The organism is Yoonia maritima (genome assembly GCF_003003285.1).
Classification (GTDB): domain Bacteria; phylum Pseudomonadota; class Alphaproteobacteria; order Rhodobacterales; family Rhodobacteraceae; genus Yoonia; species Yoonia maritima.
Map to the genome: position 1 here is coordinate 372,938 of NZ_PVTP01000001.1, position 20,319 is coordinate 393,256.

The 20,319-nt window shown below is 55.7% G+C and carries 28 protein-coding genes; 13 read left to right on the forward strand and 15 right to left on the reverse strand.

The features are described 5' to 3' along the window. Positions 1-93 precede the first annotated feature (93 nt). The 9 genes from CLV80_RS01915 to atpD are packed head-to-tail and all read right to left on the reverse strand — an operon-like array spanning position 94 to position 6,488. On the reverse strand, positions 94-933 hold the full coding sequence (locus CLV80_RS01915; RefSeq protein ID WP_106354179.1) for a F0F1 ATP synthase subunit gamma: 840 nt from the start codon (positions 931-933) through the stop codon (positions 94-96). Next, positions 930-2,408, reverse strand: a complete 1,479-nt coding sequence (locus CLV80_RS01920; RefSeq protein ID WP_106354181.1) for a F0F1 ATP synthase subunit alpha — start codon at positions 2,406-2,408, stop codon at positions 930-932. Before CLV80_RS01920 ends, CLV80_RS01915 begins: the two co-directional genes overlap by 4 nt. Then, positions 2,398-3,132, reverse strand: a complete 735-nt coding sequence (locus tag CLV80_RS01925; RefSeq protein ID WP_106354183.1) for a F0F1 ATP synthase subunit B family protein — start codon at positions 3,130-3,132, stop codon at positions 2,398-2,400. The genes CLV80_RS01920 and CLV80_RS01925 overlap by 11 nt, the downstream gene beginning before the upstream one ends. A gap of 4 nt (positions 3,133-3,136) precedes the next feature. Then, positions 3,137-3,382 (reverse strand): F0F1 ATP synthase subunit C, encoded by a 246-nt coding sequence (locus tag CLV80_RS01930; RefSeq protein WP_106354185.1) that lies wholly within the window; start codon positions 3,380-3,382, stop codon positions 3,137-3,139. Beyond that, the gene (locus CLV80_RS01935; protein ID WP_106354188.1) at positions 3,382-4,071 is read right to left on the reverse strand and encodes a F0F1 ATP synthase subunit A; all 690 of its coding nucleotides are present in this window, start codon (positions 4,069-4,071) and stop codon (positions 3,382-3,384) included. Before CLV80_RS01935 ends, CLV80_RS01930 begins: the two co-directional genes overlap by 1 nt. Continuing rightward, on the reverse strand, positions 4,068-4,358 hold the full coding sequence (locus CLV80_RS01940) for an N-ATPase subunit AtpR (protein WP_165793294.1): 291 nt from the start codon (positions 4,356-4,358) through the stop codon (positions 4,068-4,070). The genes CLV80_RS01935 and CLV80_RS01940 overlap by 4 nt, the downstream gene beginning before the upstream one ends. Continuing rightward, positions 4,355-4,636 carry an AtpZ/AtpI family protein gene (locus CLV80_RS01945; protein ID WP_243394357.1) on the reverse strand — a complete coding sequence of 94 codons (282 nt, stop codon included), beginning with the start codon at positions 4,634-4,636 and terminating at the stop codon, positions 4,355-4,357. Before CLV80_RS01945 ends, CLV80_RS01940 begins: the two co-directional genes overlap by 4 nt. Beyond that, on the reverse strand, positions 4,633-5,043 hold the full coding sequence (locus CLV80_RS01950; protein ID WP_106354193.1) for a F0F1 ATP synthase subunit epsilon: 411 nt from the start codon (positions 5,041-5,043) through the stop codon (positions 4,633-4,635). Before CLV80_RS01950 ends, CLV80_RS01945 begins: the two co-directional genes overlap by 4 nt. Continuing rightward, entirely contained in the window at positions 5,040-6,488 is a 1,449-nt protein-coding gene (atpD, locus tag CLV80_RS01955; RefSeq protein ID WP_106354196.1) for a F0F1 ATP synthase subunit beta, read from the reverse strand. The genes CLV80_RS01950 and atpD overlap by 4 nt, the downstream gene beginning before the upstream one ends. A gap of 205 nt (positions 6,489-6,693) precedes the next feature. On the opposite strand from atpD, the gene CLV80_RS01960 reads away from it, so the two are divergent. The 3 genes from CLV80_RS01960 to CLV80_RS01965 are packed head-to-tail and all read left to right on the forward strand — an operon-like array spanning position 6,694 to position 7,715. Further along, complete coding sequence (locus tag CLV80_RS01960; protein WP_106354197.1) at positions 6,694-7,113, forward strand: cupin domain-containing protein; 420 nt, start codon at positions 6,694-6,696, stop codon at positions 7,111-7,113. A gap of 42 nt (positions 7,114-7,155) precedes the next feature. Next, entirely contained in the window at positions 7,156-7,311 is a 156-nt protein-coding gene (locus CLV80_RS18355; RefSeq protein WP_165793295.1) for a hypothetical protein, read from the forward strand. A gap of 2 nt (positions 7,312-7,313) precedes the next feature. After that, positions 7,314-7,715, forward strand: a complete 402-nt coding sequence (locus CLV80_RS01965) for a group III truncated hemoglobin (protein ID WP_106354198.1) — start codon at positions 7,314-7,316, stop codon at positions 7,713-7,715. Positions 7,716-7,786: 71 nt separating this feature from the next. Here the strand turns inward: CLV80_RS01965 and CLV80_RS01970 are convergent, their stop codons facing one another. Then, positions 7,787-7,969, reverse strand: coding sequence for a hypothetical protein (locus CLV80_RS01970; RefSeq protein WP_106354200.1), 183 nt, complete (start codon positions 7,967-7,969; stop codon positions 7,787-7,789). Positions 7,970-8,255: 286 nt separating this feature from the next. On the opposite strand from CLV80_RS01970, the gene CLV80_RS01975 reads away from it, so the two are divergent. Both CLV80_RS01975 and CLV80_RS01980 read left to right on the forward strand, forming a co-directional pair. Continuing rightward, the gene (locus CLV80_RS01975) at positions 8,256-9,185 is read left to right on the forward strand and encodes a DnaJ C-terminal domain-containing protein (RefSeq protein ID WP_106354202.1); all 930 of its coding nucleotides are present in this window, start codon (positions 8,256-8,258) and stop codon (positions 9,183-9,185) included. Continuing rightward, positions 9,182-9,511, forward strand: a complete 330-nt coding sequence (locus tag CLV80_RS01980) for a chaperone modulator CbpM (protein ID WP_106354204.1) — start codon at positions 9,182-9,184, stop codon at positions 9,509-9,511. Before CLV80_RS01975 ends, CLV80_RS01980 begins: the two co-directional genes overlap by 4 nt. Positions 9,512-9,526: 15 nt before the next feature. Here the strand turns inward: CLV80_RS01980 and CLV80_RS01985 are convergent, their stop codons facing one another. Beyond that, entirely contained in the window at positions 9,527-9,898 is a 372-nt protein-coding gene (locus tag CLV80_RS01985) for a SpoIIAA family protein (protein ID WP_106354207.1), read from the reverse strand. A 149-nt stretch (positions 9,899-10,047) separates the two neighbouring features. Between CLV80_RS01985 and CLV80_RS01990 the strand changes: the two genes are divergently transcribed. From CLV80_RS01990 to CLV80_RS02015, 6 genes are all read left to right on the forward strand, one after another. Beyond that, positions 10,048-11,271 (forward strand): HlyD family efflux transporter periplasmic adaptor subunit, encoded by a 1,224-nt coding sequence (locus tag CLV80_RS01990; RefSeq protein ID WP_106354209.1) that lies wholly within the window; start codon positions 10,048-10,050, stop codon positions 11,269-11,271. After that, positions 11,268-12,440, forward strand: coding sequence for an FtsX-like permease family protein (locus CLV80_RS01995; RefSeq protein ID WP_106354211.1), 1,173 nt, complete (start codon positions 11,268-11,270; stop codon positions 12,438-12,440). Before CLV80_RS01990 ends, CLV80_RS01995 begins: the two co-directional genes overlap by 4 nt. 1 nt (position 12,441) lies before the next feature. Next, entirely contained in the window at positions 12,442-13,134 is a 693-nt protein-coding gene (locus tag CLV80_RS02000) for an ATP-binding cassette domain-containing protein (protein ID WP_106354213.1), read from the forward strand. 40 nt (positions 13,135-13,174) lie between these two features. Continuing rightward, the gene (locus CLV80_RS02005; RefSeq protein WP_106354215.1) at positions 13,175-14,104 is read left to right on the forward strand and encodes a cation diffusion facilitator family transporter; all 930 of its coding nucleotides are present in this window, start codon (positions 13,175-13,177) and stop codon (positions 14,102-14,104) included. A 158-nt stretch (positions 14,105-14,262) separates the two neighbouring features. Next, positions 14,263-14,475, forward strand: a complete 213-nt coding sequence (locus CLV80_RS02010; protein WP_106354217.1) for a YgaP family membrane protein — start codon at positions 14,263-14,265, stop codon at positions 14,473-14,475. A 151-nt stretch (positions 14,476-14,626) separates the two neighbouring features. Next, complete coding sequence (locus tag CLV80_RS02015; RefSeq protein WP_106354219.1) at positions 14,627-14,932, forward strand: ElaB/YgaM/YqjD family protein; 306 nt, start codon at positions 14,627-14,629, stop codon at positions 14,930-14,932. Positions 14,933-14,981: 49 nt separating this feature from the next. On the opposite strand, the gene CLV80_RS18270 is transcribed toward CLV80_RS02015, so the two are convergent. Then, positions 14,982-15,326 carry a hypothetical protein gene (locus CLV80_RS18270; RefSeq protein WP_133169734.1) on the reverse strand — a complete coding sequence of 115 codons (345 nt, stop codon included), beginning with the start codon at positions 15,324-15,326 and terminating at the stop codon, positions 14,982-14,984. A gap of 37 nt (positions 15,327-15,363) precedes the next feature. Between CLV80_RS18270 and CLV80_RS02025 the strand changes: the two genes are divergently transcribed. Together CLV80_RS02025 and CLV80_RS02030 are read left to right on the forward strand one after the other, a co-directional pair. Continuing rightward, entirely contained in the window at positions 15,364-16,086 is a 723-nt protein-coding gene (locus CLV80_RS02025) for an endonuclease/exonuclease/phosphatase family protein (protein WP_106354223.1), read from the forward strand. Positions 16,087-16,088: 2 nt separating this feature from the next. Further along, positions 16,089-17,636 carry a phospholipase D-like domain-containing protein gene (locus CLV80_RS02030; protein WP_106354225.1) on the forward strand — a complete coding sequence of 516 codons (1,548 nt, stop codon included), beginning with the start codon at positions 16,089-16,091 and terminating at the stop codon, positions 17,634-17,636. A gap of 26 nt (positions 17,637-17,662) precedes the next feature. Here CLV80_RS02030 and CLV80_RS02035 read toward each other — a convergent pair whose 3' ends face one another. Genes CLV80_RS02035 through CLV80_RS02045 form a run of 3 tightly spaced genes read right to left on the reverse strand, consistent with a single transcriptional unit; the run spans position 17,663 to position 20,282 of the window. Continuing rightward, on the reverse strand, positions 17,663-18,340 hold the full coding sequence (locus CLV80_RS02035; protein WP_106354227.1) for a type 1 glutamine amidotransferase domain-containing protein: 678 nt from the start codon (positions 18,338-18,340) through the stop codon (positions 17,663-17,665). Positions 18,341-18,366: 26 nt separating this feature from the next. Continuing rightward, positions 18,367-19,401, reverse strand: a complete 1,035-nt coding sequence (gene curA / locus CLV80_RS02040) for an NADPH-dependent curcumin/dihydrocurcumin reductase (protein ID WP_106354228.1) — start codon at positions 19,399-19,401, stop codon at positions 18,367-18,369. A gap of 35 nt (positions 19,402-19,436) precedes the next feature. Further along, the gene (locus CLV80_RS02045) at positions 19,437-20,282 is read right to left on the reverse strand and encodes a universal stress protein (protein ID WP_106354230.1); all 846 of its coding nucleotides are present in this window, start codon (positions 20,280-20,282) and stop codon (positions 19,437-19,439) included. Between the last annotated feature and the right edge of the window lie 37 nt (positions 20,283-20,319).

Here is a 20,319-nt window from a genome sequence, read left to right on the forward strand (position 1 = left end):
GCAAATTTGGCCTTCTTTGCCACCTCTCTAGTGTCCGTACCACAATGCGGCATTGATACGGGTTAGTCTGTCGACAGGTCTGACGAAAATGATTTATCCAGATCGGTCCTGGTTTGATGCAACACCGGTGCTTAGTTCTATGATTTCGGCTGTGATTGCTTCCTGCCGCACACGGCGCAATGTGGCCTGAAATGCATCCATCTCGCGCGCGATCTGGCGGCCTGCTGAGGTCATGGCTTCCATGCGCGCCTCGTTTTCGGCAGCGAACGCATGAAGGGCTGCTTTGCAGACCTGCGCTTTGAAGTACTCCTCGCCAAATGACGCAAGCAGGGTGTCACTTGGCAGTTGTGTCAAAGGCCGCTCGTCAGTGGTGGCCGCAAGACCCGACGGATCGACCGGAAATAGGCGCTGTCTGACAACGGCAGGGCGGCCACTTTTCCATCCTGTGAAGATGACATCGAGCGCGTCTATGCGGTCTTCACTAACAGCGCTGTAGATCGCAGTTGTTATCTGGTCTGCAAGTTTGGGAATCCCAGCCGTATGAGAGGGCAGGGGCGCTGTCCAATGCGAGTTAATGCCACGGGCCTTTGCGATGGACAGCCCGCGTGTCCCGATCAGGAACAGTGCCTCAGCGTCCCTTGCATCTATACTGTCCAGAACCCGCTCGGTGAACGCCCCTGCAAATCCCTGCTCTGCACAAAATATCAGTAAGCCTAAATTGGCTGCGTCCTGTTCAACGGGTGTTTTGTTCTCAGCCCCAATCACACGTGACATCGCGCTTGCAATGGTCGCCGCATAACTATCAACCGCATCCACTTGAGTGCGGGCAACATGCGCCCGTGCGGCAGCGATGCCTTTCATTGCATTCACGACAGCCCCGAGATCGCGGATGCCGTCGATGCGGGCGCTGATATCGGCAAGCCGTTCGGTCATTGCGGTGTATCGGGTTTGTCGTCCGCCAAAGTCGCGGCAAGGTTGGCCAGCGCGTCCATCAGCGTCTTGTCCGTCTCTCGAACCACGATTTCGGGTAGTGCAGCGCGGAATTTGGGCACTGCGACCAACGGCAAGATATCCAATAATCCCGCCTGCACGGCACGCATCAAAGAGACTTCATCATCCAGTCGGAACGGCATGTGTTGGGATTGCCGCAACGCTTCTCTGATCCGCGCACCGCGTGTCAGTTGCGCACGCACGCGACCATCTGGCACGCCGCCAAAACGGGTAAACACCTCCAACTCCAAGAATTGTGCGTAGTCCAGCCGCAAGGTGCCTGCCGCATTGCGCAATGCGGGTGCCTGCGTTTTGCCGCCCACGCGACTGACGCTCAGGCCTACATCCACGGCGGGTTTCTGGCCTTGATGGAACAAGGCAGCATCCAGCACGATCTGGCCGTCTGTGATCGAGATGAGGTTGGTCGGAATATAGGCCGACAGATTGCCCGAATCCGTCTCAGCGATTGGCAAGGCGGTGAGGGAACCACCACCACGCGCCTTTGAAAGCTTGGCGGCCCGTTCCAAAAGGCGTGCATGGATATAGAAGACATCGCCCGGATAGGCCTCACGCCCTGGTGACTGACGGGTCAGTAAGGCGATTTCTCGGTGGGTGGCGGCGTGTTTGGACAAATCATCAATCACGATCAGCGCATGCTGACCCTTGTCGCGGAAATGTTCGGCCATTGTCATACCGGCATAGGGTGCGATCCACTGCAAACCGGGTGCCTCGGATGATCCGGCCACGACCACGATGCAGCGCGCGAAATCGCCGTGGCGCTCAAGCGCGTCAATGGCACGGCGCACGCTGGATGTCTTTTGGCCCACGGCCACATAAATGCAGATCATGTCACTGTGCGCTTGGGCAATCAGCGCATCGATAGCCAGCGTTGTCTTGCCTGTGGAATGATCGCCAACAATCAACTCGCGCTGCCCACGTCCAAGCGCGAATAGGGTGTCTACAACCACAACCCCGGTTTGGACGGGTTCCGTGACAAGATCACGTTCGATAATGGAAGGAGCGGGGCGTTCAATGGGCAGATGCATTGTGGCATTGATCGGCCCTTTGCCATCAAGCGGGCGACCGAGTGGATCAACGACACGGCCCAAAAGCGCATCGCCGGTCGGCACATTCACAACCTCTCCTGTGCCAAAAACCGCGTCGCCGGCTTGGACTTCGGTGGCCGCGTCCAGCAATACGCAGCCGATTAGATCAGGGTCAAGCACGCGGGCGAAACCTGTTTGACCGCCTTCAAAGCGCAGAACCTCATCAAGGGCGACGTCCCGCAGGCCAGAAATCATGGCAACGCCGTCGCTAATTTCTTCAACCCTGCCTTTGTGGCTGGTGCGGGGGACAAGGGAAACGGATTTGAGTACGTCCTGGGTGGAGCGAACCCAATGGGGCGCATCATGTGGCATCGCGCACCGCCTTTTGGATTTGTTTTAAATCCGCCTGCCAAGAGTTGTGCAGCACGAAATGCGGACTGCGCAATTCCAGCCCGCCAATCAGGTCAGGGTCGGTGCTGAATTTCAGATCAGCTTTGCCGCCAAGGGCTGTTTGGACCACCTTATTAGTGTTGCTTTGCTCGGCACCCAATGCAGTTGCCGTGACGATCTCGATCCCCTTTGGGTCGTCTAACACGGCGGTAAGATCGGCAGGAGGTATCTTTGCGATGGCCTCAGTCAGCTGTGACAGAAACGCAGACTGAGTGGCATTGCAGTTTAACCGCTCCAGAAGTTTGGCTGCGATCTTCATTGCCAAATCAGCGGCTTGGGCTTCATTGGCCTTTTGCGCAGCGTCACGATCTTGCACGATCGTCGTTTTTGCGGTCGCCAACATCGCATCAGCCTTGACGCGCGCCTCAGTCAGGGTTGCCTTTGTCGCTGTTGCAGCCTCCTTTTGCGCGGCGTCAAGTGTGGCACTCCGCTCTGCGGCAATGCCTGCGCGAGCTTGTGTTGCCTCCTCCAGCGCCCGATCAGCCTTAGCCTGCGTTGCCTTGGACGCGTCAATCAGTGATGTGGCTGTATCCTGACGCTTCGCAATTGCAGCGGCGACGGGACGCCAAAAGACGTGTGACAAAAGCCACATAAGGATTAGGACGTTGACGGCTTGCAGACCCAGTCCCCAAAAGTCGATTGTCATGCCCTCAGCCCAACAAAGGGTTGGCGAAAAGCAGCAGCAGCGCGATCACCAGACAATAGATCGCTGTGGTCTCGATCATCGCCAGCCCAACAAATAGCGTGCGCGATATGGTGTTTGCGGCTTCTGGTTGACGCGCAATGGCCTCCATCGCAGCGGCGACGGCGCGGCCTTCGGCAAGGGCGGGGCCAAGGGCCCCAAAAGCAACGGCAAAGGCGGCCCCAAAGATGCTGGCAAGTGCGAGATAATCCATTAATTTTCCTGTCTTTTAGGGTTGAGGCGCTGGCCGTCCTCAACCGTGGATGTGATGAAAACCATCGCCAGAACGGCAAAGATATAGGCCTGAACCAGCCCGGTCAGCAGATCGAGCGCCATCAGCGGGATCGGCACCAGAAGGCCCGCGAGTGAGGCCACAATGCCAACAACGAAAACGCCACTCATTATATTTCCGAAAAGGCGCACAAACATCGAAAACACGCGCGTCAGGCTTTGTAGGATGTTCAGCGGGATCATGATCGGATTGGGGGCCGCGAAAGATTTGAGATAGCCACCAATTCCGCTGCCACTTATTCCGAACCAGATGACCGACACAAAGACGAGGGCAGCTAAAGCTGCGTCAGTTTCCAAGCCCGCTGTTGGAGGCTCTACCCCCGGAATGAGCGACGACCAGTTCGCCACAAGGATGAACAGAAACAACGTCCCGATGAAGCTGCGATAGGGTGCGGGAGACGCGCCGGTTGTCTCGTTGATTTGGGTGTCGAGCGTGGTGATGATCAGTTCTAGTGCGGCCTGACGTTTGGTCGGGAAAAGCGCTAGCCGCCGTGTTGATATGAAAGCACCCGCAACCAAAACCACCATGATCACCCATGTCGTGACAATCGCTTGTGTGATCGTAAACGGCCCCAACTGAAACAAGACGGTGGACTCCAGCGGCGACATCATATCGCTTCCTTTTGCATCCGGTACAGCATCAGAGCCTTGGCACATAGCAATCCCGCGAATGTCGCCAGCAATGCAAACCCGCCAGCAAGAACCGCGATGAAAAATCCCGTGACCAACAAGGACAAACGCCCCAACGTCAGGGCCAATCCCAGCAGTGGCTGGCCATCTTGCACAATCAGATCGGCCGTCGCACGCAGGGCGCGGAAATAGCCATATCCGATGAACAGCCCTGCGAGAAAACAGACAGGCAGGGTGATGAGTAAGGGGATAGCTGATAGGTCAATCATTCTGCGTTCATCCATTTCCATGCGGTCCAGCCGCCAAGGCACAGGCCGAGCAGCATCAAAGGTGCGCTCCAGAAGATGCCAGTTTCAAAGTGCCCATCCAGCCAGCGGCCCAAGAAAAGCCCTGCCAAAGTCGGGACCACAAAGATCCACCCCAGCACCCCAATCTGCGCCAGCCGCAGGCCGACAGACATGTCGCCGTCCCGCAACCACCGCGCACGTCGGTCACGGCGCAAGCGGGTTTGGACAACCAGCGGGTCTTCGTCATGTGCCCCGGTCACCGGAATTCACCTGCGTTCGCGCCCGCGTTCAGGCGGCTGACCATGTGGCGGATCGCGTTGAATTGCAGGCGCATCGCCTCGACATGCTGGGTGCGTTCATCGTCGGCGTCGGACCGGAATTGCGCGAGGACGTCGCTATCCAAAGTCGCAAGGTCGTCGCCTGTCACGGCCTCGCGGGTTGCGATGTCGATTGTTGACGCCTTACCAACTGTCATCACGCCGCCGCGCAGGGCACAGAACCGTTCCGCATCAGTGGTGCGCCAACTGACAATTGAAACCGCAAGTGCTGTCAGAAAAGGCGCGTGGCGACCCAAGATGCCGAAACGGCCGCTGTCGTCTTCGGCGCTTAAACTGTTAATGTCCTCATCAACCACCACAACGAGGGGGGTTATAATTCTCAACCTCATGCCGCAGCCTCTTTGGCGTTCGCGGCGGTTTCTTTGGCCTGCGCATCTTTCAGTGTGCCAATCATGTAAAGTGAACTCTCAGACCAGTCATCCGCCGCGCCATCCAGTATCGCGCGGCATCCGCTCAGCGTATCGGCAAGCGAAACGCTGGCACCTGCGATGCCGGTAAAGGCCTCGGTGACGCTGAACGGCTGGGTCAGAAAACGCTGTAACCTGCGGGCACGTTTCACGACCAACCGATCTGCGGTGCCAAGTTCCTCGACGCCCAACAATGAGATAATGTCTGTCAACTCGCGGAACCGCGCCAGCGCTTGGCGCACGCTTTGCGCGATTTCATAGTGTGCGTCGCCCACAACAAGCGGGTCGAGCAACATCGATGACGAAGCGAGCGGATCAATTGCTGGGTAAAACCCTTCGGCTGCCTGCGCACGGCTGAGCACGATGACGCAATCCATATGGCTAGAGATTGTTGTGACGGCAGGATCGGTGAAATCATCCGCAGGCACATAAACGGCCTGAATGGCCGTCACAGCAGAGCCCGAGATTGAGGCGATCCGTTCCTGAAGACCCGCCACTTCTGTTGCAAGTGTTGGCTGGTAGCCGACGCGCGAGGGCAGGCGACCCAGAAGGCTGGAGACTTCCGCACCGGCTTGCACAAAGCGGAACACGTTATCCATCAATAGAAGCACGTTCTGGTGCTTTTGATCGCGGAAATATTCGGAAATAGTCAGGGCCGTCAGCGGGGCCCGCCAGCGTGCGCCGGGTGGTTCATTCATCTGGCCGTAGACCAAAACGGTCCTTTCCAACACACCAGATGAGCGCATTTCCGTCAGCAATTCGTGTCCTTCGCGCGACCGTTCACCAACGCCTGCAAAGACAGAAATGCCTTCGTATTTTTCAACCATGGCGCGGATCAATTCCATGACCAGAACAGTTTTGCCCACACCTGCGCCACCAAACATCGCAGCTTTGCCACCCTGCGCCATTGGCGTCAGCAGGTCGATGACCTTGATGCCTGTCTCGAACACGTCCGTCGTGCGGGTTTGGGCGTTGAGCACGGGTGGCTGCGCATGGATCGATTTATGCGGCGTGTCATCTGGCAGGGGTGGCCCGTCGTCTTGCGGGGCACCCACAACATCCAAAAGCCGACCCAGAACCGCCACACCTACGGGCACGGCAATCGGGCCACCGCTGGGGTGCACTTCAACCCCACGCGCAAGTCCGGCCGTGGATTGAAACGCCACAGCGCGCAGCGTGGTCAGGTTGAGGTGGCTGTGAACTTCGAGGATCAGTGGGGTCGGCCTGTCCCAGTCTACAATCAAAGCTGCGTTGATCGGAGGCATAAAGGCGACATCGAAAACCACATCCACAACCGCGCCGCGCACCGCATGCACGTGGCCTACGGGTTGGATGGGCGTATCTTTTGGATCAATTGGCGCGTGCATTTGGCTGAGGCCTTCTGAGAACTGAGACCCCTGTCTTATCCAGACCAACGACCCGCCGCGCTGATCGGTGTTAGCATCGCAGAACAATGCGTGCCTGTTGGAGAAATAACTGAGACCCTAACCCTGATCAGTCCGTCACCTCGCGGTTTGATGCAAACATAGGCTGCGGCGCTGTTTCAGGTCGCGCAAATGACGGAGGTTTGTTGTGATCGGATTTACAGGAAATATCGAAGAGCTGACGGAAGAGAACGCGAATTTTAGGCGTGTTCTTTATTCCGGAACCAAGTTGCAATTGGTTTTGATGTCACTTGAACCAGGTGAAGAGATTGGCGGCGAAATTCATGCCGACACTGATCAGTTCTTTCGCTTTGAAGACGGCGAAGGGCGGCTGGTGATTGATGGCAAAACGCATAAGGTAGGCCCCGGTGATGGTGTCATTGTGCCTGCGGGCGCTCATCATAACGTGATCTGCACAGGGCATGATGCGCTTAAGCTCTACACAATTTACGGCCCATCGCATCACCAGGATCAACTTGTCCAGAAAACGAAAGCCGAGGCCAATACATCGGATGAAGCGTTCGGGGGCCAGCCGACCGAACAAGTGGCTGAGACCGTCAGGGTCTAGGAGCCGAATTTTCGCGAAAATGTGGACAAAGGAATGCAACCAATGAGACTTGCTGAGGCTTTTTTATGGCCGGGAACGAAGGTCTGCGAATATCTAGGGATAGACCCGGAAAGTGACGCAAGCCTGATCCGCTGGATGGTGAACACACTTGTTTACCTTGTAGCGAGCCTGATTGTTGTATGGATCGTCGTCGCGTGACCATGCCGCCCCGCATTCCCGTCAGTCCTGCGCAGATTGACCGTGTCGTGACGCAATTCTACGCCCGCGTGCGCGCTGATCCGATACTTGGGCCGGTGTTTGCAGCCCATGTGTCTGACTGGCGGCCACATGAAGAAAAGATTGGTCGATTTTGGCGCAACGCCTTGCTGCTGCAAAGGTGTTATGACGGCAACCCGATGCAAGTGCACCGCGCTGCCGGTGACGTTAAACCGGCGCACTTTACGGTTTGGTTGGCACTGTTCGATGCTGTGTTAGAACAGGAACTGCCCACGCCGTTGGCACAGGCATGGTCGGCTCTCGCCCACCGGATTGGCCGTGGGTTGCGTTATGGGCTTCCAAGCGAAAGTACTATGGCTGACGCGCCATTTCTGGGTGAGGCGTGAGCGCTGCCAACTTCACAGTGTGCGGAAAACACCGGTCCTCTTTTGGGCCAATGTGCTTTTCTTGCCGTGTATTAGACCGGCACGTTGTCAAACAGATCATCCCCGAGACCTTGTGGGCCAGCGGCCCGTGCAGTCTTTGTCGGTGTCTCCGGATCAAGCAGATCAGTGACACCCTTTTTGCGGTCAACTTCGGGGGTAACGTCCTTTTGGCCTTTAATCTTCTTCATCTTTTCTTCTAGGTCGTTGAAGCTCATGGCGTTCTCACTTTCATGTTCGTTTGGATGTTGCGCTCCCTTGCGACAAGGCAGCCACGTCAATCATGCGCGCGATGAAAGTGGTGGGCACTAATTCAGGTTATGATGCGTCCAGATAGTTTGGATTTTTCGGGCGCAATCGCACCCGCGCTTGACCGGAAAATCGGCCTAGAGCTGCCTGCATCTTAACTTCGATCAGTAAAAACCGTTTAGTTTTGTGGCACCACAATAGTGTTCAGACCGCACGATTTATGTTCCCGCTGTTGGTCGAAAAGAAGGTGTCTCTATGCTTCATGATCCCTACGCGGCCTTAGGTTTGGCGAAAACGGCCACCGCAGACGACATCAAGAAGGCGTATCGCAAGCTGGTGCGGACAAGTCATCCTGATTTGAATCCCGATGACGCAGATGCGGAAAAACGGTTCAAGGCAATTTCAGCGGCCTATGACATTTTGAAAGATACCGAAACACGCGCACGTTTCGATGCAGGCGAAATTGATGGGCTTGGCGCAGAGCAAGCGCCACGACAGTATTACCGCGACTTCGCGGATGCGCCCCAGAATGCCTATCAACACAGAGATGGCTTTGGGTCAGACGTGGACCCTGCCGATATCTTTGCTGAAATATTGCGCAATCGGGGGCGGACAAGCGCGGGTGATTTCCAGTCGCCCGGCGCACATGCGCGCTTTACGTTGGAGGTCCCTTTCTTGGATGCGGCAAAAGGCACGCAGACCCGTATCACCCTTCCGACAGGTCAAAGTCTTTCTGTGAAGATCCCGCCGGGCACAGAAGACGGTCAGACCTTGCGGCTGCGCGGCAAGGGTTCTGTGGGCTTTGGCGGCGGACCGAACGGTGATGCACTGATCACCATTCTTGTGCAGCCCCATCCGCATTTCCAGCGCGATGGCAATGATATCCTTGTGACCCTGCCCATTACCTTCGACGAGGCCATTCTGGGCGGCAAGGTGACCGCACCCACAATTGACGGCCCTGTCGAAGTCAAAATTCCGGCAAATGCAAGTTCGGGGCGGGTTCTGCGCTTGCGTGGTCGTGGTGTCGCGCGTGCAGGGACTAAGGCGAAAGGCGACCAAAAGATCACATTAAAGATCGTCGTATCAACAGACCCCGATGAAGCCCTGCGCGCATTTCTATTGGACTGGCGCACGTCGCAGTCTTTCGACCCAAGGGCAGACCTTATGAAAGGGACGGGCGCATGACAGACCGGTTTTCAGAAGACGACGTGGTAATGACCGTCACACGTTTGACCCGCAGACAGCTTGTGCGTTTCATCGAAGGCAATTTTATCAAACCGCAGCTTGCACCCACAGGATATGTCTTTCGTCAGATCGACATCGCCCGCCTGGAACTGCTGTGTGACTTATCCATGGATCTTGATCTGGACGAGACCGGACTTGGCATCGTGATTTCGTTGATTGATCAATTGCATACAGCTCGGCAAGATCTTGCAGTTTTGGCACGGGCGGTCGACAATTTGCCACCAAAAGTGCGCTCTGGCGTGTTGGCATCGCTAGGACAGACCTGAGCCGCCTCAAACGGACTATTTACTGGCCGTCAGCCAAACCTCGGCCGCGTCGCGTTCGTGCATCTCAAAACTCTTGATCTCCAGACCGGGAAGAAGCGCACCCTCAACTTCGGAGGCCTTTCTAAGCCAATTTGAATCGCTCAAAAGAGCGCATCTATCGAATTTGGACAAAAGGCGAAATAGGCTTGGCAGGCGTGCCACCTCAACGCCAATCGCACCTAGTGTCGGCAACGAGAAATCTGAAATCTCATAAAGCATTTGTCCATTGTGCACGTCTTTCGACTGTTCAATCAGACTATCCAAAGCGGCAGCCATTTCAATCGCGTCAATCTTGCCACTGAGTTCAATATCCACGCGGTCATCAGATCTCTTGGTGATTTTCAACATGCTCAATTTCCTTTGCTTTGCGCTGGATATTGCACAGTTCTGTGCGCGCGATGCTAATCGAGATCAATCCGGTATCTTCGCGACAGTCGTAAGGCAGTGGGTGACACAAGGCTTTCTTGATGACGCCTTATTAAGGATTGGACCGCACAATGACAGCCGAGCAGGACAGCGGGCTACCGCTTGATGTCATATCGCAGAAGCCAGCAATCACCGCGCCTAAAAGGGTCCAGTTTCGCGCACGCTTTTTGTGGGTGCTTTTGGTTCCGGTCTTGTTGTTTTCAGGGGCCGTGATTGGGCTATATTTTCAACCGCCGGGCCTGCAGAAATTCTATGAAATGACCGGGCTGCAACCGGGTGCTGGGTCGGCCAGTCCTATCGCTATCCCACCGGAAATCGAGCTGCCAAAAGATATGGCTGAAACCATGCGCGTTTCAGGTGTTCTGGGGCTTGCCCGGTTGATGCCGCGCGGGGATATCTCCTTTGTTGCACCGCCTTACGGCGCAGGCGATGCACGGGTGGCAGACATTCTTGTCGCCGAGGGCGATACTGTTACCAAAGGCGCTGTCGTGGCCCGCTTAGACAACGAAGCACAGTTGCAAGGCGCTGTTTTTATGGCCGAAGCAAATCTGGCGGTGCGCCAAGCAGCATTGGCTTTGACACGCGCCACCGTTGAAAACAGCAAAAACGAAGCACTGGCGGGTCTGGCACAAGCGCAATCTGTCGCGGCAGAGGCAGCGATCGAGCTTTTGCGGGCGACCGATTTGTTCGCGCGCGGGGTGATAACCCAAGCAGCTCTTGACGCCGCAATGGCTACTGAACGTCAGGCCGCAGCTGCCGTTGAAAAAAGCCAAGCCACGTTAGCACGGTTCACGGCCACCCAAGTTGACGATCAGCCTGATGTTATTCTGGCAAGCCGAAATTTGGACGCGGCGGACGCTGAGCTGGCGCGTGCGCAGGGCGATCTGGCCCGCGCAGCGGTTGTCGCGCCGATCTCAGGGACGGTTTTGAACATCCACGTCACACCCGGCCAACATCCACCTGCGGATGGGATCATGGAAATGGGGGATATTGCGCAGATGATGGCCGAGGTGGAAATCTACCAAGATCGGATATCACAGGTTATGGTTGGTCAGCCTGTTGAACTGGTCGCAGACGCATTGGGGACAACGTTGCAAGGTCGGGTCGCCCGCATTGGTATGACAGTAGGCAGACAAGGGCTGCTGTCGGACGATACGGCAGCAAATACGGATGCACGTGTGATCAAGGTCATGGTGGCGCTTGATGATGCGTCGTCGGCTATTGCATCGCGCTTTACCAATCTTGAGGTCATTGCCCGGATTGATACCAGCGATCAGCCTGCGGCCAACCGATGAGCCGGTTCTTACAGGCTTTGTTCGGGCGATTGCCTATTGGCTGGTTCCAACTGACGCACAGTCGCACCCGCTTTGCCGCGGCCCTTTCTGGCGTTGCATTCGCAAATGTACTGGTCTTTGTGCAGCTTGGCATCATGCTGTCGATGGCGACCGCGACTTTGAAACCCTACAGCTTTTTTCAAGCGGACATCATGATCTCTGCGACCGACGCCAATGCGTTGACCGAAGGCGGCAACGTGGCGCGGCAATGGATGTTTCAGGCCATGGCTGATCCTGAGGTTGTGGCGGGCACGGGGCTGTTTATCGGAAATATCGCGTGGCAGCGCGGGGGTAAGACGCTGGGGCTGACCACATATGGGGTCGATCCGGCGCAACCCGCCTTTTTGGGTGCAGCGATGGCACCGTACGCGCGGACATTGCAGTTGCCTAATGCTGGCATCGTTGATCGCTTCAGTCGTGGTTTGCCGCAAGAGATCGCAGCAGCCATTAGGCCGCAAAGCCCTTCGTCATTCGAGGCATCTGGGACGCAACTGACCCTCTATGACACCTTTGCAGGTGGTGGTGGATTTGGTGGTGACGGGTACATGTTAGTGTCAGACCAGACGTTTTTGGCGCTATTCCCCGCACGCAGGTCCGGCGCGCCAGATCATATTTTACTGCGCATCGCTGCGGGTGCAGATCCAGTTGTCGTTTCCGCACGTCTACGGGATTTGGTGTCGGATAAGTCCTTACGTATCCGCAGTTATGGTGACGCAGCCCAAGAGGAACTAACCTATCAACAGACTAAGCGTCCGACGGGCATCATATTTGGTTTTGGCGTCATCATTGGCATATTGGTCGGGTTGGTGATCGTTTATCAGGTGCTTTCAACCGATGTGGCTGAACACCTAAGCGAATACGCGACCTTCAAAGCCATGGGTTACGGTCAGGGGTTCTTTCTTAGCATCGTTTTGGAAGAGGCGCTGATCTTGGGCGTTCTGGGCTTCATTCCCGGATTTGCTGTCGCCAACTTGCTGTTGATCGGCATGGCAAAGGCCACGACCCTGCCCATTGAAATGACCTTTGGCATGGCGGTCTATGTATTCGTCGGCACGGTTGTTGCGTGTTCGCTGTCTGGTGCTATTGCGACGCGCAGGCTTGTTGCGGCTGACCCCGCCGATTTGTTTTAGGATGGGGGATGATCATGCTCTTGATATCGCGGACCTGAACCATTGGTTTGGCGCAGGCGAGGCGCAAAAGCAGGCCTTGTTTGATATCGACTTGGAAATCGACCGTGGCAGCCTGACCGTGTTGGTTGGCCCTTCGGGGTCAGGTAAGACCACACTTTTGACGCTTGTGGGTTGCCTGCGCGAGGTGCAAGAGGGGTCTGTTATGTTGTTGGGTCACCAACTGCATGTCGCAAAACCTGCTCAACAAATCGCCTTGCGACGCAGGTTGGGCTTTATCTTTCAGGCGCATAACTTGCACGGCAGCCTAACCGCACTGCAAAATGTGCTAATGGGTTTGCAGGTTCATGGTGCAACTGATCAAGACACCCAGATGTCAGCCGCACGTCATATGCTGACGCTTTTGGGGTTGGGCGATCGCATTGATTACTTTCCTGCAAATTTGTCTGGCGGGCAAAAACAGCGCGTGGCTGTCGCCCGTGCGCTTGTAGGCAATCCCGATATCGTTTTTGCGGATGAACCGACGGCGGCACTTGATCGCGAAAGCGGTATGACGGTGGTCAAAATGCTCAAACAACTTGGGCAAGTGCGTGGGACGACAACGGTCATGGTCACGCATGACAACAGAATTCTGGAAATGGCTGACCGGATCATCACACTCGAAGACGGCCGCATTGTAAATGATACCTCTAAATAACGCGCATGAACATGGCCCCTAAAAACCCGGAGCGCTTCATATGAGACGACACCACCATCCCGTCGATCCCAAAGCTGGGGATATGCGTGTACTAATCGCCATTGCAGTGAACTTGGGCCTAACGATCGTACAAGTGATCGGCGGCGTTCTGTCCGGCAGTCTGGCCTTGATCGCGGACGCCTTGCACAACTTCTCAGATGCAATTTCGTTGATCATCGCTTTTGGGGCCCGAAAAATTGCCCGACGGCCCAGTGATGCCACGATGACATTCGGCTATGGCCGGATTGAGGTTGTTGCAGCGCTGGTGAATTACACAACGCTCATCATCATTGGTCTCTACCTGCTCTACGAAGCTGTGCTGCGGTTCATGGATCCACAACCTGTGGCTGGCTGGATCATCGTGGTTGTGGCCGCGGTGGCACTTGCCGTTGATGCCATAACAGCGCTGCTGACTTATGAGATGTCGAAAGATAGTGTGAACATCCGCGCTGCGTTTTTGCACAATGTTGCGGATGCCCTCAGTTCCATCGCTGTGATCGTGGGTGGTACGATTATCCTACTCTACGATTGGCGTCTCGTTGATCCCATCGTGACCTTGCTGATCGCTGGTTATATCCTGTGGCAGTCATTTCGGGAAATCGGACCTGTTATTCGCATTCTTATGTTGGGAAGTCCGCCTGATATTGAGACCAGCGCAGTGTTGGCATTTGTCCGAGGCGTCCCGGGCGTGGCTGACATCCATCACGCGCATTTCTGGCAAATTGACGAGCATCGCGCAGCCCTTGATGCTCACGTCGTGATCGAGAGCGGCAAATGGGATCAGGCAGATGCAATCAAGGCATTGGTAAGGGATGGGGTGATGTCGGCGTTCAAGATTTCGCACACAACTCTCGAACTTGAATGCGCAAAGCACGGTTGTGGCAACCAGACCGAGGTTGGAGGTCCTGCCGATTTTGAAACGGTACGCTGATTGGTGCTTCAAGCTGGACCCCGCCGTAACCAAAGCACACAAATTCTGTCGAAGCTGATGCAGGTCAGCAGGCGCGTATTGGATATATGTTTCACTGATCCAGAGCTAGCTTTACGCAGCTCAAAACACGTCTCGAAGACAAATAAGGAGAGATAACCATGACCGTAAATGTAGGCAAAACCGACCAAATCGTCCGCGCCGTTGTCGGATTGATCTTCGTCATCATACCATTCACCGCAACCCTGTCACTTTTTGACAATAGCTATGCCATCTACGCTTCGGTTCTTATCGGGGCAGTTCTTCTTTTGACGTCCGGTTTCCGCATCTGCCCGATCTACAGTGTCTTGGGGATCAAGACCTGCACAGGTTGAGCCATCATCACGTGATACCTCGTCGCTCGCGGTATTATCAACGGTTCAAAAGCATGGCTGACTAACCCTGATGAGTGCGGCAATGCGAAGTTTCATCCAAACCAAGCTTCATAACACCCTCGGCCCTCACCCAAAACGTAAGGATTTTTCAATGTCACAGAACAGCAAGACAAACACCGACGCCGCCACTGATTTCGAAGCAGTGAGCCAGCAATTGAACGCCCTGCGGGCAGACATGTCACGCCTTGCCGAGACAGTCAGCGGGATCGCCGGGCGACGCGGCGGCCATATTGCTTCAGATATTTCCGATGGTTTGGGTGAGGCAAAGCACTACGTCGAGAGTACCGGTAAATCTGCCGAACATCAGTTGGAAGCTTCGGTTGCAGACCACCCACTACTGGCCATCGGCCTTGCCGCGGGAGCGGGGCTTTTGGTTGGGGCTATGTCACGACGGTGAACGCATTTCTGCAAGAAACAATACGTGAAATTGCAGGCCGCGATAAAGATCAGGCGCGCAAGTTGCTATGGTCGGTTTTGCTGGCGTTGGCAGCTTGTTTGTTTGGTCTAGCTGGCCTCGGATTTCTAACGACGTCAATATACATCGCATTGAACATTGCTTTGGGGGCGGGGGTAGCTGCCCTGTTGATAGGTGTTGGATTTACGTCTTTTGCTGGTGCGCTGTTTTTTTTGGCGTTCAAGAAGACATCAAAACAGGCCCTTACAAATACCCCGAAGGTTTCAACAGAGGCGTCAAATTCCAACGGCCTATCACTCATCGCATTTACCGCAGCATACGTCTTGGCGCGGCAATTCCCGAAACCTGATCGTGACTGACGTTCAAGCGACAACATCCCGCGCTCCCGCAAGGTACGGATTTAGGTGCCTGCCATGACCACGACACATGACCTGTCTGTCGCATCTTACAACATCCACAAAGGTATCGGTACAGACCGACGCCGCAACTTGGCACGGACAACGGCAGTAATTGCAGAAATCGGGGCGGATATTCTGGCTATCCAAGAAGCTGACACGCGGTTTGGCAGTCGTAAGGGTCTACTTGATCTGGACAGTATCCGTCGTGACCTCGGGCTGATCGCAGTCCCAATGGATGATGTTGGGGATGCGCACGGATGGCATGGAAATCTATTGTTGGTGCGCAATGCGCTGGTCCAAGAGGTGCATCAACTGATGCTGCCGGGGCTGGAGCCACGCGGCGCGTTGGTGACTGATATGATGATTGCCGGACGACCATTGCGCGTTGTGAATGCACATCTGGGATTGCTGCAAGCCTCGCGAACGGCGCAGGTGCGGGCGCTACTGGACAAGATCAGGGATTTGGAAGGGCGTCCTACGCTGCTTATGGGCGATCTGAATGAATGGCGCGGGGCAGGACCCGCGTTTCAGACCTTAGAAAAACATTTTACGTTTGCGCAAGCACGCCCCAGCTTTCCCTCGCGCTATCCGCTTCTGGCACTGGACCGCATGATGATGTCGCCACATGGCGCATTGTTGGATGTCGCTGTGCACGATAGCCTCCTGTCACGCCGCGCATCCGACCACTTGCCAATCAAAGCAAGGTTATGCTTTGGTCCTGATCATAAGGTCCTCTGACGATGATAGCGGATGTCCTGGTTTTTCTTTTCTGGATCGGTGCCGCAGTTGCATCCGTGGCAATAGCGTCCTTTTTTGCACACCGCTCGTATCGCCGCTTTTTGCAAAAATCGCGCGGAGCTTCATCAACTGCTTTGCCGCGTACCGCGCCACCCACACCGCTGGATGCGCAACTTGACCCACTGGAACAACGGCATACGGAGGAAACCGGGCTGAGGCTGCTTTTGGGCAATACCGATGCCTTTACCGCCCGCGCGCAAACCGCAGCGCAGGCAGGGCGCAGCCTTGATCTGATGTATTACATCTGGAAAACCGACATAGCCGGGTGGTTGCTGATTGACGCACTTGTGGCCGCTGCAGACCGTGGTGTGCGCATCCGTTTACTGCTTGATGATGTCAATGTGCAGGGGTTTGACCGGACGTTTCTTGCCCTAACCCAACATCCACTGATCGAGGTGCGGCTGTTCAACCCGACACGCAATCGTGGACAGGCGTTGCGCCGCATGGGCGAGATGCTGTTGGGGTTGGCGCGTTTCAACCGCCGCATGCACGGCAAAATGTGGATCACCGACGGGCGGCTCGCGATTATCGGCGGGCGCAACATCGGCGATACCTATTTCAGCGCGAGCAGTGGCACCCGAAATTCTGTTGATGCAGACGTCATGTTCGTAGGTCCGAAAGTAGCCGAGGTTTCGAATGTATTCGACAGCTACTGGAACCTTGGTTTGTCCTTGCCAATTGCAGCGCTTTGGCCTGCGCTGCGTGCAAGCCCTCGCGCTTTTCGCAGTAGACTGGCACGGCACATTCAGTCCGAAGCATCACGCGACTATAAGATGAAGGTTGCGCATGGCAGATCACTTGACTGCTTTTTGACCGACGGCCTCTATTGGACCAAAAAAGTGCAACTGCTCGCCGATCCACCTGACAAGGCGTATGATTTGCACACGGCCCCATGGATGGACACCGCCATCGCCGCGATATTGGATACCGCAAAAACCGATGTGCAGTTGATTACACCTTACTTCGTACCCGGTGCGGATGGAATTGCAGGTCTCACCAATTTGATGACGCGCGGGGTTAAGGTTTCGTTGGTCACAAACGCTTTGTCGGCAACGGACCTGATCACAGTTTACGGCGCGTACCGGCATTTTCGCGAACCGATGCTGGCGGCTGGGGCGCGCGTTTTCGAGTTTTCCAAACCTGCGATTGCTGGGTACAAACGCGATGTCGTGCATTCCAAGGTGTTTATGATTGATGGGCAGCAAGGCATTATCGGGTCGCTGAATTTTGACTTACGATCAGCCTATATCAACACCGAACTGGGGCTGCTGTTCGAAGCGCCACCCCTCATGGCTGAGCTGCGCGTCATGTTTGATACGCTATCCGCGCCTGAACAAGCATACCAAGTCACCCGAACCGGACGGGCCTTGCAATGGGCTGTCACGCGTCCGGGCCAACCGCGTGTGATGACGGTTGAGCCCGAAGCAGGTTGGTCCAAGCGCGCGGTGTCATGGATCGTTGGGCAGTTGCCGATCAGAAAGTATCTGTAAACAGGCCATTCTAGCACAAATCCCCGTCAACTCAGAAGCTTCAACAGCGCCTCTGCCGCTTCATTTGACGATGCGGGGTTCTGGCCCGTAACCAGCTTGCCGTCCACGACGACATGCGATGCCCAATCGGCCCCTTTGGAGTAATTGCCGCCATTCGCCTTCAACATATCCTCAACCAGAAAAGGCACCACATCTGTCAAACCTGCTGCGTCTTCTTCGGTGTTGGTAAATCCCGTTACATTGCGGCCAGAAACGAGGAGTTTTCCGTCTGCGCCTTTCGTGTGGCGGAAAATTGCAGGGGCATGACAAACGGCAGCAACGGGCCGGTCACTACTTGCAAAGGTCTCGATCAGGTGGATGCTGGCTGGGTCTTCGGCCAGATCCCAAAGCGGACCATGGCCGCCGGGATAAAACACAGCGTCAAAGCTGCTGAGATCCAGACGCTCCAGTTTGACTGTGTGGGCCAAAGCATTGGCTGCGGCTGCATCATCTTTAAAGCGGCGCGTATCATCTGTCTGGGCATCGGGTGCATCGCTTGTAGGGTCCAGCGGGGGCTGCCCCCCTTTGGGTGAGGCAAGCGTGATCTTGGCACCAGCATCACTTAAGACATAGTAGGGGGCTGCGAATTCCTCGAGCCAGAAGCCGGTTTTCTTGCCGGTATCGCCAAGAGCATCATGCGAGGTCAGAACCATTAGGACATTCATGTTGTGCTTTCCTTATTTTCGATCATTTATTCGGGGCCCACATGGATCACCCGCTTGCCAAAGTTTTCACCGCGCAGCAGGCCGATGAAGGCACGCGGGGCCTCTTCGAGCCCTTCGATTACCTCTTCGCGGTAGTGCATCTTGCCCGCCGCCAACCAAGCGGTCATCGCGGCGGCAAATTCCGGGTAGAGATGTCCGAAATCCTTAAAGATTATAAAGCCGCGCATGGTCATGCGCTTGCGTAGCATTTGACCCATCAGCCAGCCCATCCGGTCCGGCCCATCAGGCAGTTCGGTGGCATTATAGCCCGAAACGAGGCCACAGACCGGAATGCGCGCGCCAGTGTTCAGCAGCGGCAGAACCGCGTCAAACACCGCACCGCCGACATTTTCGAAATAAACGTCGATACCCTTGGGTGCAGCAGTCTTTAGTTTGTCTGCAAACCCGTCTGATTTGTGGTCGATGCATGCATCAAACCCCAAATCTTTGACCGCGTAAGCGCATTTTTCTGCGCCGCCCGCGATGCCAACCACATGGCATCCCATCAGTTTGGCAATCTGCCCGACGGTCGCACCCACGGGGCCTGTTGCGGCAGCCACGCAAACAGTCTCGCCTGACTTAGGCGCGCCGATCTGGGTCAGGCCCGCCCAAGCCGTGAAGCCCGGCATGCCCATTATTCCCAACGCCCAAGATGGATGCGCAAGATCGGGGCCAAGGACCGTGACACCCGCGCCATCCGACACCGCGAAATCCTGCCAGCCGTTAAAGCTTAGCACCCAGTCACCAGCGCTGAACCCATCCAGATGCGACACGACAACCTGTGCGACTGTGCCACCTTCCATCACGGCACCTACATCCACCGGGGCTGCGTAAGAGGGCGCATCGCTCATTCGGCCGCGCATATAGGGGTCAAGCGACAGATATTCTGTGCGCAGCAACATCTGGCCAGGCGCAGGTTCAGGTACGGGCTTGGTTTCAAGGCGCAAAGTATCCGCGTCAGGTTCGCCTTTTGGCCGTGAGGCCAGTACAAGTTGGCGATTGATGGTCAAAGATTGGGTCATAAGTAGTATTCTCCTGTCGGTTAGGGACCAAAGGGCTAATGCGCGAGCAATACTGGCTGGTCAGTTTGGTCAAGCATGCTGCGTGTTGTTCCACCAAAGACTGCTTGCATCATGCGTGCGTGTCCGTAAGCGCCCATAACGACAAGGTCCGCGCCCTGTTCCTTGGCGCGATCAAGAATACACGCCGCAACCTCTTGGCCACCTGTCGGAAATTGCGTGACGGTCACATTACACCCATGGTGGCTAAGCCATGCGGCAACATCTGTGCCCGGGTCTTCACCTGTGTGTGCTTTGGTCGTAGTGGGATCGAAACAGGCGATGATGACTTCTCGCGCCTCAACCAGATAGGGCAGGGCGACATGTACTACTTTGGCCACAGTATCACTGTTGTTCCAGGCAATAAAGACGCAAGGCGCGGGTTTGGACGGCGAGGCATTCAACATAAGACCAATGGGCGACTTAAACAGAATGCCATGTGCGGCCTGTCGCATCGAATCCGAGAGACCCTCAGGACCCGTCGGGATATATGCAGTGTCGCAGATCCGCGCATGCGTCGCGACGATTTCCTTGATATCCATGGTTGCGCACAACAAGGACTGAACATCTGCAGAAGCGCCGCCACGGTCCAACACAGCTTTGATTTCGGTTTCCCGTTCGACCAGCGCGTTTCTAGTTGACGCCGCAGTCTGTGCCCAATTTTCCGGGATCGCCACATTTCCATACATGGGCATACCGTATGCATATGTAGGCAAAACGGGGGTATCCCCGATCATCAGCACGCTGAGATGTGTATTTTGCGCGAATGCCTGCTCCGCCTGTTCGGCGATAACAGCGTCGCTTGTATCCGGTTCAATCACCAGAAGTGTTGTGGTATTTTTCATGCAGGATCTCCACCAATCTGTACGGCCACACAATAGC